11 protein-coding genes are annotated in these 14062 nt (G+C 63.1%); 5 read left to right on the forward strand and 6 right to left on the reverse strand.

Annotated elements, in window-relative coordinates:
* The first annotated feature begins 175 nt into the window (after positions 1 to 175).
* The 3 genes from kdgD to acs all read left to right on the forward strand — a co-directional run bounded on the left by kdgD (position 176) and on the right by acs (position 4881).
* Positions 176 to 1090 carry a 5-dehydro-4-deoxyglucarate dehydratase gene (kdgD, locus tag ACI1US_RS03395; protein ID WP_461638327.1) on the forward strand — a complete coding sequence of 305 codons (915 nt, stop codon included), beginning with the start codon at positions 176 to 178 and terminating at the stop codon, positions 1088 to 1090.
* Between the two features lie 68 nt (positions 1091 to 1158).
* Positions 1159 to 2361 carry a pyridoxal phosphate-dependent aminotransferase gene (locus ACI1US_RS03400; protein ID WP_461638168.1) on the forward strand — a complete coding sequence of 401 codons (1203 nt, stop codon included), beginning with the start codon at positions 1159 to 1161 and terminating at the stop codon, positions 2359 to 2361.
* 513 nt (positions 2362 to 2874) lie between these two features.
* Positions 2875 to 4881 (forward strand): acetate--CoA ligase, encoded by a 2007-nt coding sequence (gene acs, locus ACI1US_RS03405; RefSeq protein ID WP_416550088.1) that lies wholly within the window; start codon positions 2875 to 2877, stop codon positions 4879 to 4881.
* A gap of 76 nt (positions 4882 to 4957) precedes the next feature.
* Here acs and ACI1US_RS03410 read toward each other — a convergent pair whose 3' ends face one another.
* Both ACI1US_RS03410 and ACI1US_RS03415 read right to left on the reverse strand, forming a co-directional pair.
* Positions 4958 to 5434, reverse strand: coding sequence for a RidA family protein (locus tag ACI1US_RS03410; protein WP_416550087.1), 477 nt, complete (start codon positions 5432 to 5434; stop codon positions 4958 to 4960).
* A gap of 1 nt (position 5435) precedes the next feature.
* A complete protein-coding gene (locus ACI1US_RS03415) occupies positions 5436 to 5603 on the reverse strand; it encodes a DUF4177 domain-containing protein (protein ID WP_416550086.1) in 168 nt (55 codons plus the stop codon).
* 185 nt (positions 5604 to 5788) lie between these two features.
* On the opposite strand from ACI1US_RS03415, the gene ACI1US_RS03420 reads away from it, so the two are divergent.
* Together ACI1US_RS03420 and ACI1US_RS03425 are read left to right on the forward strand one after the other, a co-directional pair.
* Positions 5789 to 8320, forward strand: coding sequence for a transglycosylase domain-containing protein (locus ACI1US_RS03420; RefSeq protein ID WP_461638171.1), 2532 nt, complete (start codon positions 5789 to 5791; stop codon positions 8318 to 8320).
* Positions 8321 to 8323: 3 nt separating this feature from the next.
* Positions 8324 to 9313, forward strand: a complete 990-nt coding sequence (locus tag ACI1US_RS03425) for a metallophosphoesterase (protein WP_461638173.1) — start codon at positions 8324 to 8326, stop codon at positions 9311 to 9313.
* A 305-nt stretch (positions 9314 to 9618) separates the two neighbouring features.
* Here ACI1US_RS03425 and ACI1US_RS03430 read toward each other — a convergent pair whose 3' ends face one another.
* The 4 genes from ACI1US_RS03430 to recR all read right to left on the reverse strand — a co-directional run bounded on the left by ACI1US_RS03430 (position 9619) and on the right by recR (position 14059).
* The gene (locus tag ACI1US_RS03430; protein WP_461638175.1) at positions 9619 to 10842 is read right to left on the reverse strand and encodes an LL-diaminopimelate aminotransferase; all 1224 of its coding nucleotides are present in this window, start codon (positions 10840 to 10842) and stop codon (positions 9619 to 9621) included.
* Positions 10843 to 10869: 27 nt separating this feature from the next.
* Positions 10870 to 11937, reverse strand: a complete 1068-nt coding sequence (locus tag ACI1US_RS03435; RefSeq protein WP_461638177.1) for an aspartate-semialdehyde dehydrogenase — start codon at positions 11935 to 11937, stop codon at positions 10870 to 10872.
* 136 nt (positions 11938 to 12073) lie between these two features.
* Entirely contained in the window at positions 12074 to 13351 is a 1278-nt protein-coding gene (locus tag ACI1US_RS03440) for an aspartate kinase (RefSeq protein WP_461638179.1), read from the reverse strand.
* 99 nt (positions 13352 to 13450) lie between these two features.
* Positions 13451 to 14059 carry a recombination mediator RecR gene (recR, locus tag ACI1US_RS03445; protein WP_461638181.1) on the reverse strand — a complete coding sequence of 203 codons (609 nt, stop codon included), beginning with the start codon at positions 14057 to 14059 and terminating at the stop codon, positions 13451 to 13453.
* Between the last annotated feature and the right edge of the window lie 3 nt (positions 14060 to 14062).

Consider the following 14062-nt stretch of genomic DNA (forward strand, 5'->3'; position numbering starts at 1 on the left):
TCCACAGGGCGAAAAAGGTATGGACAGCGCATTCTTGAGCATGAGATTACCAATGCTCTAAAGGTATCAAGTCATACGATACAGGTGTTGATTATGAATGCGTTGCCTCAATACGCTGGCTCTGAAGCAGGAACCAGAAAGCCCTGTAAATATCGAGATCAAAGGATCGAATGACGTGACAGCGTATAGCCCCCAGGAACTAGCCCAGGTGATCGGAAGCGGACTCCTTTCCTTCCCCGTGACCGCTTTCGATGCACAACTGAATTTCGACGAGGAGCGCTACCGCGAGCACATCGCCTACCTCAACGGGTATGACGTCGCAGGCCTTTTTGCCGCGGGCGGTACGGGTGAGTATTTCTCGCTCACTAATGACGAGATCAAGCGAGTGATCACTGCAGCAGTGAACGAAACCGCAGGCAAGCTTCCCGTCCTTTCGTCAGCGGGCGGCTCCGTCGCAAACGGCATCGCCCAGGCCAGGATTGCGCAAGACGCTGGAGCCGCAGGCCTTCTGCTATTCCCGCCATACTTGACCGAAGCTTCGCAGGACGGCCTCGAGCAGTATGTATCTGCGATTTGCGCTTCCACCTCTCTCGGAGTGATCGTCTATAACCGCGCCAACATGATTTTTGAGGCAGACACAGTAGCTCGTCTTGCTGAACGCCATGCGAACTTCATCGGGTTCAAAGACGGTGCCGGAAGCATCGATCAGATGACGCGCATCCATAGCTCGCTTGGGGACCGGCTCACCTACATCGGCGGGCTCCCAACCGCTGAGACTTTTGCCCGCCCATACCTCGAACTTGGCGTAACAACCTATTCCTCAGCAATGTTCAATTTCGTTCCCGAGTTCGCACTCAAGTTCTACGCGGCAGTGCGCTCGCGTGACCACCGCTTTGTCGACGACTCCATCCGCGACTTCGTACTGCCGTACCTCGATCTTCGCAATCGCAAGGACGGCTACGCGGTCTCAATCGTAAAGGCTGGCTTGAACGCCACGAATCGTCCGATCGGCAGTGTCCGCGCTCCCCTCACTGACCTCACAGAAGAGGAAACTGCGGTCCTCGGAGATCTCATCGCACGAGTGCAGTAACTCACTCCCGGGGAGGCCCCATTCTGGGGCTTCCCCGTTCGCCGGCCACGCCCCAAGAGACGGAAACAATGACATATCCTGCGCTTTCACGACGTTCCAGCGGCATTACCGAATCTGCACCACTCGCAATAGACACACTCGCGAAGCGGTACCGCGCCGAGGGTAGACCTGTCATAGCCTTCGGCGCTGGAGAACCCGACGCGGACACTGACGCGCGGATCGTCGCTGCTGTGCAGGCAGCCGCGCTCAAATCAGAGAACCACCGATACACTCCGCCCCTCGGCATCCCTGAGGTGCGTGAAGCAATCGCGGAGTACACGAACACTTACCTCAGGGCGCGGCTTTTCACTGCTGACAACGTTGCCGTAACGAACGGCGGCAAGCAGGCCGTGTGGAACGTTTTCTCGGCGTTGCTTGATGCGGGAGACGAAGTCATTCTCCCCGCCCCTTACTGGACTACATACCCGGAACAGATCTCTCTCCTCCAAGCGCAAGCGGTGCCCGTTCCAACGTTGCTTGAAGACGACTACAAAGTGACTGTCTCGGCCCTACGCCAGGTTCATACTCCTCGGACACGTGCTCTAGTTCTCACAACGCCGTCAAATCCTACCGGCAGTGTCTATTCGGCCGCCGAACTCACGGAAATAGGGCAGTGGGCCGCGGAAGTTGGTTGCTGGGTCATTGCCGACGAGATCTATCACAACTTCGTGTATGACGAAGCTTCCTTTGAGTCAATTGCGCGTCACGTCCCAGCAGAGCAGCTCGTGATCATCAACGGTGTTGCAAAGAGTCACGCCTTAACCGGATGGCGCGCGGGTTGGATTATTGCACCAAAACGTATGATCTCAGTGTTGAAGAACATCCAATCGCACACCACCGGAAACGTAGCCAATCTCTCGCAACGAGCCATTATTGCTGCTTTCAACCTTGCGCAAGATGTGCCGGAAAATCTCCGTGAAACTTTCGACAAGCGACGGCTCATCGCGGCGGAAATATTTGCGCAGATACAAGGGGTGGAGACCCGGATACCGCAAGGGGCCTTCTATTTCTTTGTACGCGTCGACTCACTTCTTGACGGCCGCTACGTGTTCAATGGAGAACCAGTGACTTCTTCACTCTCGCTCTCTAAGTTCTTACTAGAACAAATTGACATCGCCGCTGTTCCCGGCGAGGCGTTTGGAGCGCCTGGCCACCTCCGTTTCTCCTACGCACTTGCTACTCGGCATCTTGTGGAGGGCCTCGAACGCTTCAGGGACTTCGTGAATCGCTAGGACGCTGAGCAATCCACTGAGAGCTAGACCTTGTGCAGCATCGCGAACCACAAGTGACCTAATTCCTAGGCCTGCTGAGGGAAGCAAGGGGAGCATATGCGTCACCAGTGCTGCGACCCTCGTCCGTGAACTTGAACCATTTTGACCGCCAGGACTGAGCAGCCCAGGTGAACACCGCAAACGGATCGAATAACTCTTCGGCATCAGCTTCGATCATGAGCTTTACTGTGTGTGTTCGGTTGAGTTTGAGTTCCACGGCCAGAGCAAGCGCTGTGGCACCCCACCGCCCAGCGCACGCCGGGCATCGCTGCCGAGAGCGGAGGATCTGGGAAGCGCGGTGCGGGAGTTTCTGGGGTCCATCCCTCGAGGAAAACCTGTCGGGCTCGCACTGCCAAGAGCAAACATGCGAATGTGGACAGCTCCCCCGCCACACCCACTTTCGGGGGGTCTGGGTGTAAAGCTTTGGGGTCTAGCATTGAGCCAGACAATGATGTTTTGATTGAAAGGGTAGCCATGAGCGACGATCACGGCACTATCGAGAGTCTTTCCTCCCTCGCCCACGATGCCGGGGAAAGCTACCCCCCGTCACCTGAATTCCGTGCGCAGGCGAATCAGAATTCCTCGCAAGTTTACCTCCGCGCAGCGGCGGATCCCGAAGGCTACTGGGCCGAGCAGGCGCAGAACCGCCTCACCTGGCAGAAACCCTTCACCGAGATCCTCGACTGGACGAATCCGCCGTTCGCGAAGTGGTTCCAAGACGGCGAACTCAACGTCGCCGAGAACTGCCTCGACCGGCACGTCGCGAACGGGCTCGGCGACCGCGTCGCCATTCACTTCGAGGGCGAACCGGGCGACACCCGCACGCTCACCTATGCGGAGCTCACCCACGAGGTGAAGCGGGCCGCGAACATGCTCACGAGCCTCGGGGTGACCGCGGGGGATCGCGTAGCCATCTACATGCCCATGATCCCCGAGACCGTGATCTCGATGCTCGCAGTGGCTCGACTCGGTGCCACGCACTCCGTAATCTTCGGCGGCTTCAGCGCCGAGAGCCTGCGCGCACGCATCGACGACGTCGAGGCGGAGCTCGTCATCACCGCAGATGGCGGCTTCAGGAAGGGCCGCGTCTCGCCGCTCAAGCCCGTCGTCGACCAGGCGCTTGTGCTCGACGACGCCGACGGCAAGCCGAGCACCGTCAAGCACGTGCTCGTCGTGAAGCGCGGCGGCAACGACATCGAAATGACCGATGGCCGCGATCTGTGGTGGCACGAAGAAATCACGTCGTTCGACGGCGAGCACACCCCCCAGGGCTTCCCCGCGGAGAACCCACTCTTCATCCTCTACACGTCCGGCACGACGGGCCGCCCGAAGGGGATCCTCCATACCTCCGGCGGCTACCTCACCCAGGTCACGACGACGCACAGCGACATCTTCGACCTCAAGCCCGAGAGCGATGTGTACTGGTGCACGGCAGACGTCGGCTGGGTCACCGGCCACTCCTACATCGTGTACGGCCCGCTCGCGAACGGCGCGACGCAGGTGATGTACGAGGGCACCCCGGACTCCCCCGATTGGGGCCGCTGGTGGCAGATCATCGAGAAGTACGGCGTGACGATCTTCTACACCGCGCCCACCGCGATCCGCTCGTGCATGAAGGTCGGCAGGCAGATTCCCGAGCAGTACGACCTCTCGAGCCTGCGCCTGCTTGGCAGCGTCGGCGAGCCCATCAACCCGGAAGCGTGGCGCTGGTACCGCGACGTCATCGGCGGCGGCAAGACCCCCATTGTCGACACCTGGTGGCAGACGGAGACGGGCGCGATCATGGTCGCCCCGCTCCCAGGCCTCACCTCGCTCAAACCCGGCAGCTCACAGGTCGCGCAGCCCGGCATCTCCATCGCCGTCGTCGACGACGAGGGCAATCCCGTGTCGAACGGGCAGGGCGGTCTGCTCGTCGTCGAGCGCCCGTGGCCTGCGATGGTGCGTAACGTGTGGGGGGATCCGCAGCGGTTCATCGATACTTACTGGGACAAGTTCGGCGACAAGTACTTCGCCGGCGACGGTGCCCGCCTCGACGAGGACGGCGACATCTGGTTCCTCGGCCGCGTCGACGACGTGATGAACGTGTCGGGCCACAGGCTCTCGACGACCGAAATTGAATCGGCGCTCGTCGGCCACCACGCGGTCGCGGAGGCAGCCGTGGTGGGCGCGGACGACGAGACGACGGGCCAGGCGGTTGTCGCCTTCGTGATCCTCAAGTCGCAGCAGCAGCTCCTCACCGAGGACGGGGCCGAGCAAGAACTGCGCTCCCACGTCTCCGCGCATATCGGCGCGATCGCGCGGCCACGAAACGTGTACGTCGTGAACGAGCTCCCGAAGACCCGTTCCGGCAAGATCATGCGACGGCTCCTCAAGGACGCCGCCGAGGGCCGCAAGATCGGCGACACGACGACGCTTGCCGACACGATGGTTATGCAGCTCATCTCTGACCGGGTGGTGTCGGAGCGCGGCGTCGCGAAGTAACCCGGCACACGAAAACGGGCGGTGGATCCTTGTGGATCCACCGCCCGTTCGCGTTCCCGCCGCGCTCGTGTGAGCGCTAGTCGCGGACGCGGAAGATGAACTCCACCTCAACCGGGGCGTCGAGCGGCAGCACCGCGACACCAACGGCCGAGCGGGCATGGATGCCCTGATCAGCGAAGACCTTGCCGAGGAAGATCGAAGCGCCGTTGGCAACAGTGGGCTGGCCCGTGAACGACGGATCGGATGCGACGAACGCGGTCACCTTGACGACCTGCTCGACGTTGTCGAGCGATCCTACGACGCCGCGAACCGCAGCGAGCGCGTTGAGCGCGCACAGCTGCGCGAGCTCCTCAGCCTGAGCGGGAGACACGAGACCCTCGCCCTCTCCAACCTTGCCGGTTGCAACGAGCTGGCCATTAGCGAAGGGCAGCTGGCCCGACGTGTAGACGTAGTCGCCGTCGCGCACAGCCGGCACGTACGCCGCCACAGCGGCGACGATCTCCGGGATCTCGAAGCCGAGCTCGGCGATCCGATCCTCGATAACTGATGACATATCAGGCCTTCCTCTTCAGATAAGCAACGTTTCCACCGGCGGGGCCTTCGATGATCTGCACGAGCTCCCAGCCTTGGGCACCCCAGTTATTGAGGATCTGAGCTTCGTTGTGCAGCAGCAGCGGAGTAACGAAATACTCCCAACGCGGTGCTTCTGGGGTGTCACTCACGCGAGACTCCTTCTTGAACGTAACGGGTGAAATCGCCTTGATTAGGCGCGAGCGGCGCTGATTGCCAGCTTTTATCGCCTACCCTTGAGTCTATGACCCCAAAGGCCCCAAAGTCTTCGCGCGTACCCACGGCTAAACCACGTTCAGCTGGTGGAGTACTCGGCGGAATCCTCGGAGCGGTGGCGATGAGCGCCATCGCAGGCATTCTTGTGACCGCAGCAGTTACCCCAGTGGTGGCGCTCTCAGGTGCCGCGGCGACCTCCGCCGTGAGCATCTTTGAGAACCTGCCGAGTAACCTCAAGCCCGGACAGCTCGCCTTGCCGAGCACGATCTGGGCAAAGAACGGCGAAGAGAACGTCAAGATTGCAGAGTTCTACGACCAGGATCGGATCCCGGTCGGCTGGGACGATATCTCGCCGTATGTAAAGGACGCGCTCGTCGCGATTGAGGATCCGCGCTTCTACACCCACGGCGGCGTTGACGCGCTCGCCGCGTCGCGTGCAGTGCTGCAGAACGCTGCGGGCAGCTCCGGCACCTCAGGTGCTTCGACGATCACCATGCAGTACGTGCGCAACGTGCTCGTGCAGGAGTCGACGGCGATCCCTGATCCAGAGGAGCGCCAGAAGGCGTACGACGACGCCATGGAACAGAAGATGGATCGCAAGCTCAAGGAGATGAAGCTCGCGATCGGCGTCGAGAAGAAGTTCACCAAAGACGAGATCATGACGGGTTACCTGAACATCGCACTGTTCGGGCGCACGGTCTACGGCATCGAGTCGGCGGCGCACTACTACTTCGGCACGACCGCGAAGGAGCTCACGCTCCCGCAGGCTGCAAGCCTCATCGCGATCGTCAACCGTCCCGTGACGTATCAGCTCGACATCCCGGAGAACATTCCGGCCAACGAAGAGCGTCGAAACCTCATCCTCGACAAGATGCTCCAGCGCGGAAAGATCACGGAGGCGCAGCACAAGGAGGCCGTCGAAACCCCGGTCGAGCCGAACATCAACCGGCGCATCCAGGGCTGTGCGGTTGCCGAGGAGACCTACGGCCTGGGCCACTTCTGCGACTACGTGCAGAACCAGATCAAGCAGGACCCTGAGTTCGGCTCCGACGCTGAGACCCGCGACTTCAACATGCGTCGCGGCGGTTACGACATCTACACGACGGTCGACCTTGACATGCAGCGCGCGGCCGTCGACTCGATGCGCGCGAACGTCCCCCAGCTCATGGAGGGCATCGACGTTGGTGGAGCGACCGTAAGCCAGGAGGTCGGCACCGGCCGCGTGCTTGCCATGGCCCAAAACAGACCGTACAGCAACGAGGAAGCCCTCATGGCAGAGGGCTACACGTCGATTAACTACTCGACCGATAAAAAGGACGGCGGCTCTAACGGCTTCCAGGTCGGCTCGACGTTCAAGGCAGTCACGCTCGCCGAGTGGATCCGCACCGGCCACTCAGTTCGCGATGTCGTGAACGCGAGCGGTCGTACCGTGCAGGAATCCAGCTTCCGCGCGCACTGTATCGACGGCGGCGTCTACGGTGGCGGCTCATGGGAAGCGAACAACGATAACCTCGGCGTGCGCGGCAACCAGTCCGTACTGACGGTGATGGCCCAGTCCCTCAATGGTGGTGTCGTCTCCATGCAGCAGCAGATGGACCTCTGTGACACCTTCGACATGGCGAAGAAGCTCGGCATGCACCGCGCCTCGCCGGCGGCACACCCCGACTTCCCGAACTACGAGGGCTACGACCTCACGGTGAACCCGTCGAACGTCTACGGCGGTACCGACGAAATGTCGCCGCTCACCATGGCGACCGCCTTCGGCGCGTTCGCTGGCAAGGGCACCGTCTGCACCCCGGTCGCGATCGATTCGATCACCGGGCCCAACGGCGAAGCCGTACCGTTCAAGAAGAGTACGTGTTCCGAGGCGATCTCGCCGGAAGTCGCTGCCGGCGTCGCCTATGCGCTGCAATACACAATCTCGAACGGTATTGCCCGCCACGCGGCCTCCGCGTTCGGCACCCCGCACCTCGCGAAGACCGGTACGACCGACAACTACATCGATAACTGGACCGTCGGTGCTTCGAGCCGCGTCTCCACCGCGACCTGGGTCGGCAACGTCGGCCCGAACCCGCAGTGCCTCGGACAGATCGGGTGTGAGCGCGTCGATACCCGTAACTTTGGCGGCTACCAGGGCCTCACAGCAGCCGACAGCCGCATTTGGCCGGACGTGATGTACGTCGCAGACGAGAAGTACGGCGGCGAAGGCTTCGGCGATCCGTCGGCAAGCGCTCTGCAGCAGACCATGGTCACCGTCCCCGACGTCCGTGGCAAGTCGTTTGAAGAGGCCGCCCGAATCATCGAGAACGCGAAGTTTGCGTACCGCGATGGCGGCGAGGTCGACTCCACGGAGCCGCGCGGCCAGATTGCTCGCACCGATCCAGGTGCTGGCGCTGCCTCCGGTCTGGGAACTGAGATCACGCTGTACCGCTCGCTCGGAAACGCTGCGAAGATCCCCGACGGGCTCGACGGCAGGACCGTGCGCGACGCCGAGAACGCTCTCCGCTCTGCTGGCTTCTCCTCGGTCAGCGCGACCTGCGCCGCCGACGGAAAGGTCGACGCGGGCAAGGACAAGGTCGAGTCTGTCTCGCCGGCTTCCGGCGAAGAGGTCCGCCTCAATGACACCGTCACGCTCAGCGTGAAGTGTAAGTAGCCCGTGGCGCGTAACGAACGCTCCTCAGCCGCGGCGGTCCTTGGTTGGACCGCCGCGGGTGTGCTGCTCTGGTCGACAGTGATCGAGCGCCGTCTCTTCACCGTGCGCCGCCACGAGGTGCCGGTGCTCCCGGTGGGCGCTGCCCCGCTGCGCGTGCTGCAGCTTTCTGACCTGCATCTCGCCCCGTGGCAAACGAACAAGATGAACTGGGTGCGCTCGCTCGCCGAGCTCCGCCCTGACCTCGTCGTGCTCACCGGCGACCTCATGGGGCACACGGGTGCCCGGCCAGCACTGCTGCACACGCTATCGGCGTTCGCAGACACCCCAACGGTGTTCGTGCACGGTTCAAACGATTACTACGGTCCGCGGCTCAAGAACCCGCTCAAGTATCTGCGGGAGCCGAGCCGCCTGAGCACCCGCGAGCAAGATATCGACAACGCGCGGCTCACGCGCGGACTCGAAGATCTCGGGTTCATGGATCTCAACAACTCCGCGACCTCGCTGCAGCTCCGCGGTACCAAGCTCGATGTGTTCGGTCTCGATGACCCGCACATTCGCTTCGACGATGGCGAGCGCATGCGCGCCGCGATTGCCGAGCAGGGCCTGACCTTCGACCCGCGCGGCTCCGCTGGTGCAGGTGAGGATTCGGGATCTGGTGCTGTGGGTGCTGTGGGTGCTGTGGGTGCTGTGCGCCTCGGGCTTGTCCACGCCCCGTATCAGGCTGCGCTCGGGGAGCTACTCGATGAGGGTGCCGACCTGATCCTCGCGGGCCACACGCACGGGGGCCAGGTGCGCGTTCCCGGTATCGGCGCGCTCACCTCGAACAGTGACTTGCCGAATGACCAGGCCCGTGGTCTGAGTGTCTGGTACGACGCACACCGCGCGGCCTACCTCAATGTGAGCGCAGGTCTTGGCAACTCGATCTACGCGCCGGTTCGCTTCGCGTGCCGCCCGGAGGCGAGCCTCATCACCCTCACCGCGCCGCAGCGCTAACTACCCAAGGCCGCCGAGCGCCTGGTGCGGGTCTCTTCGAGTATCTCTTCCGACCCTATTTTTCCTTTCCGACCGTAATGCAGCCGGTAAAAGCCTCACACAGGAAAAATAGGGTGCGTGAGGTTACTCATCGCTCAAGCGGCGACTCTCGCACCGCACCCTGCACGTTTCCTTACTTCCCCTATTTTTCTATTCTGAGCCTAGTGTTGCCCGCGCAAGGCTCAGAATAGAAAAATAGGGTCAGAGAGGGTGCACATGCTGCCGCTAGGCACCCGCAGGCCCCGCAGGAACCCGCTGGGCGCTGCCTATGCCGCGAGCCTCGGCAGCAGCGCTGCAAGCCGCCCCGCGGCCTCCTGCGTCGCCTCAGACGTATTGAAGGCGCTCAGCCGGAAGTGCCCGGCGCCAGCCGGACCGAAGCCGACCCCGGGGGTGCCAACGATCTGCGCCTCTGCAAGCAGCACATCAAAGAACTCCCACGAGTCCATACCTCCCGGGCAGCGGAACCACACATACGGCGAGTGCTCCCCGCCGACCGCGGCGACGCCCGCACTCTCGAGCGTCGAGCGGATGAGCCGAGCATTTGCGAGGTAGTAGTCGACGTCGGCACGCACCTGCTCGCGCCCGGTAGCGCTGTAGGTCGCCGAGGCCGCGCGCTGCACGATGTACGGCGTGCCGTTGAACTTCGTTGATTGCCGTCGCAGCCACAGGGCGTTCAGCGACACCCCGTCGCGCCGCAGCTTCTGGGGCACAACCGTCCAGGAGCAGCGGAGCCCCGTGAATCCCGCGGTCTTCGAAAACGACCCGAACTCGATCGCGACCTCGTCGGCACCCTCGATCTCGTAGATCGAGCGCGGCACGTCGTCGCCCGTGATGAAGGCACGATAGGCGACATCGAAGAGGATCACTGCGCCCGCCTCACGCGCATACGCCACCCAGGCCGTGAGGTCTTCCCGCGACATTGTCGTGCCCGTTGGGTTGTTCGGGGAGCACAGGTACACGAGTTCCACCGGCTCAGCTGGGAGCGCAGGCCGGTACTCGTTCGTGTCGTCGCAGCGCAGATAGGTCAGTTCAGACCATCGCTCGCCGTCGAATGTGCCGAGGCGTCCCGCCATCGCGTTCGAGTCGACGTAGACGGGATACACCGGGTCCGTGACGGCCACCCGCGCGGTGTCGGCGAAGAGCTCCTGAATGTTCGCGGAGTCCGACTTTGAGCCGTCGCCGATGAAGATCTCATCCGGCGACACATCGACGCCTATCGCCGCATACTCCCCCGCAGCAATCGCCTCACGCAGAAACGCGTAGCCCGCCTCAGGCCCGTACCCCTGGAACGACGCCGCCACAGCCTGCTCGTCGACTGCTGCGTGCAGCGCGTCGACGACAGCCGGCGCAAGCGGGCGAGTGACGTCACCGATTCCGAGGCGCAGCACGCGCGCCTCGGGATGCTGCGCCTCGAAGCGGCGAACCCGCTCCGCGACCTCGCTGAAGAGATACGACTGGGGGATCTCCCCGAAGTTCTGGTTGGTGATCATCGGGGAGATCCTGTCTGTTCCGGTGGGTTAGTCGGAGAGCTTGGCTGCGACGACCTCGGCGATCTGCACCGTGTTCAGTGCAGCGCCCTTGCGCAGGTTGTCGTTCGATACGAAGAACACGAGCCCGCGCCCTTCGGGAGCCGACTGGTCGGCGCGGATGCGGCCGACGTAGCTCGGGTCGTTGCCCGCAGCCTCGAGCGGCGTCGGCACATCGCTGAGCGCGACGCCGGGGGCATCCGAGAGCACTTCGCGGGCGCGATCCGCGCTGATGGGGTTCGCGAACTCGGCGTGGATCGCGAGGGAGTGCCCGGTGAATACGGGAACGCGCACGCACGTTCCCGAGACGAGCAGCTCAGGCAGGCCGAGGATCTTGCGACTCTCGTTGCGCAGCTTCTTCTCTTCGTCGGTTTCGCCCTCACCGTCGTCGACGATCGAGCCCGCGAGGGGGATCACGTCAAACGCGATGGTCTTTGCGTACACCTCGGGGGCGACGAAGTCGACCGCGCGGCCGTCATGCACGAGACCCTCGATCTTGCCAGTCTCAACGGCGGCAGTGACCTGGCCGGCGAGCTCTGCGACGCCCGCGAGCCCCGATCCTGAGACCGCCTGGAACGTGGTGACCTGCATGCGCTGCAGACCCGCCTCGGCGTCGAGCGCCTTCATGACTGGCATCGCCGCCATCGTGGTGCAGTTCGGGTTCGCGATGATTCCCTTGCGTGCAGCAACGGCAGCATCGAGCGCCTCCGGGTTGACCTCGCTCACGACGAGCGGAATGCTCGGGTCGAGCCGCCAGGCGCTCGAGTTGTCGATGACGATCGCGCCCGCTGCTGCGAATTCGGGAGCGTACTGCTTCGATGCGGCACCGCCTGCGGAGAACAGGACGATGTCGAGGCCGGTCTTGTCTGCCGTGGCGACGTCTTCAACGACGATGTCTTCGCCGCGGAACGGCAGCGTCGTTCCCGCTGAGCGTGCGCTCGAGAAGAGTCGCAGCGAGGCGAGCGGGAAGTCCCGCTGATCGAGGAGCGTGCGGATAACGGCGCCGACCTGTCCCGTTGCGCCAACGATGGCGACTGAGAAACCCTGCTGTGCGGTCATGTGTGTGGATCCTGTCCTTCTGGGTCGGATGAGAGTGGTGTGGCGGGGAGCGGCTGTGCCGGTCCCGGTGCCGGTGTCGTTCGAACGAGTCCGGATGCGGTGGATCAATGCCGGACTGGATCGGAGCTGTGCGGAGCTAGCGGCCGGTTCCTGCGTAGACGGTCGCCGAGTGGTCGGCGTCGAGGCCGAATGCGGTGTGGAGCACGCGCACGGCCTTCTCCATCAGGTCGGCGCGGGTGACAACTGAGATGCGGATCTCAGAGGTCGAGATCATCTCGATGTTGATGCCTGCCTCGTAGAGCGCGCGGAAGAGCTGCGCTGAGACGCCCGAGCTCGTGCGCATGCCGGCACCGACCACGGCGATCTTTGCGATCTGGTCGTCGTAGAGCAGCGTCTCGTAGCCGAGCGCCTCGCGAGAAGCCTCGAGCACCTCGGTGACCTTGCGGCCTTCCTCCATCGGGACGGTGAAGGAGATGTCGGTGCGGTTGGTGTCTGCGGCCGAAATGTTCTGGACGATGATGTCGATGTTCGCGTTTGTCGATGCGACAACTTCGAAGATCTGGGCTGCCTTGCCCGGAATATCGGGAACGCCGCCCACAGTAATCTTTGCTTCGCTCGCCTCGGCGGCTACGCCAGTGATGACCGACTCTTCCACAAGATCTCCCTTCGGGTGCCCCGTCTTGGGCGTGTACACAACAGTTCCTGGCTCGCCCGAGAACGACGAACGCACGTGCAGTTCGACGCCGTGGCGGCGCGCGTATTCGACGGCGCGCAGGTGCAGGACCTTCGCGCCGGCTGCGGCAAGTTCGAGCATCTCTTCAGAGGAGATCGCGTCGATCTTCTTCGCGAGCGGAGCGACGCGCGGATCGGTCGTGAAGACCCCGTCAACGTCGGTATAGATTTCGCAGCGGTCAGCGTCGAGCGCCGCGGCGAGGGCGACGGCGGTCGTGTCGGATCCACCGCGGCCGAGCGTGGTGATATCGCGCGAATCTCGGCTGAACCCTTGGAAGCCGGCGACAATTGCGACTGCTCCCGAGTCGAGTGCCTCGCGGACTCGGCCCGGGGTCACGTCGACGATCTTCGCGGAACCGTGGTCCGGCGTTGTGATCATTCCGGCCTGGCTGCCGGTGAACGATAGCGCTTCGACGCCCATGCCCTTGATCGTCATCGCGAGCAGCGCCATGGAGATGCGCTCGCCAGCGGTCAGGAGCATGTCGAGCTCGCGCGGGGCCGGGATCGGCGTGCAATCTGCGGCGAGATCGAGCAGTTCGTCAGTGGTATCGCCCATGGCGCTCACGACGACAACAACCTCGTTGCCGGTGCGACGGGTCTCAACGATTCGCTTCGCCACGCGCTTAATGCTCTCGGCGTCAGCGACAGACGACCCCCCAAATTTCTGCACGATCAATGCCACGAGGGGTCCTCCTTGTTCTGGGCCAGGTTTCATTCTAGCCGGAGGAGCATGCCTGAACCGTTGCAGCGACGTTGCAACGGTGTTACAGGTTACGTCAGGCTACTCAACGACGCGGCGTCCTTCGAAGGCGCGGCCGAGCGTTACCTCGTCGGCGAACTCGAGATCGCCGCCCACGGGCAGGCCCGATGCGAGGCGGGAAACCGGCACGTCAATGCTGGTGAGCAGCCGCGAAAGATAGGCCGCAGTGGCTTCGCCTTCGAGGTTTGGATCGGTCGCAATAATGACCTCGCGGATCCTGTCCTCGCCCGTCGCCTCCCCCAGCCTGCGCATGAGCGCGGGGATGCTGAGGTCGTCGGGGCCGATGCCGTCGATCGGGCTGATCGCGCCGCCGAGCACGTGGTAGAGGCCGCGGAACTGTCGGGTGCGCTCGATCGCGACGACGTCCTTCGGCTCCTCAACCACACAAATGAGGGTGTGATCGCGGCGCGCATCCGAGCAGATGCTGCAGCGAGTCTGCTCGGTGATATTGCCGCAGACCTCACAGAACCGCACGCGCTCGCGGACATCGGTGAGGAGGGAGGCGAGCTTCGACACGTCAAAGCTCTGCGTCTGCAGGATGTGGAACGCGATCCGCTGAGCGGACTTGGGCCCGATCCCGGGGAGCCTGCCGAATTCGTCGATCAGGTCTTGCACGATTCCGTCGTACATCGA

Origin of the sequence: Leucobacter sp. BZR 635, from assembly GCF_048061935.2 — a bacterium.
Classification (GTDB): domain Bacteria; phylum Actinomycetota; class Actinomycetes; order Actinomycetales; family Microbacteriaceae; genus Leucobacter.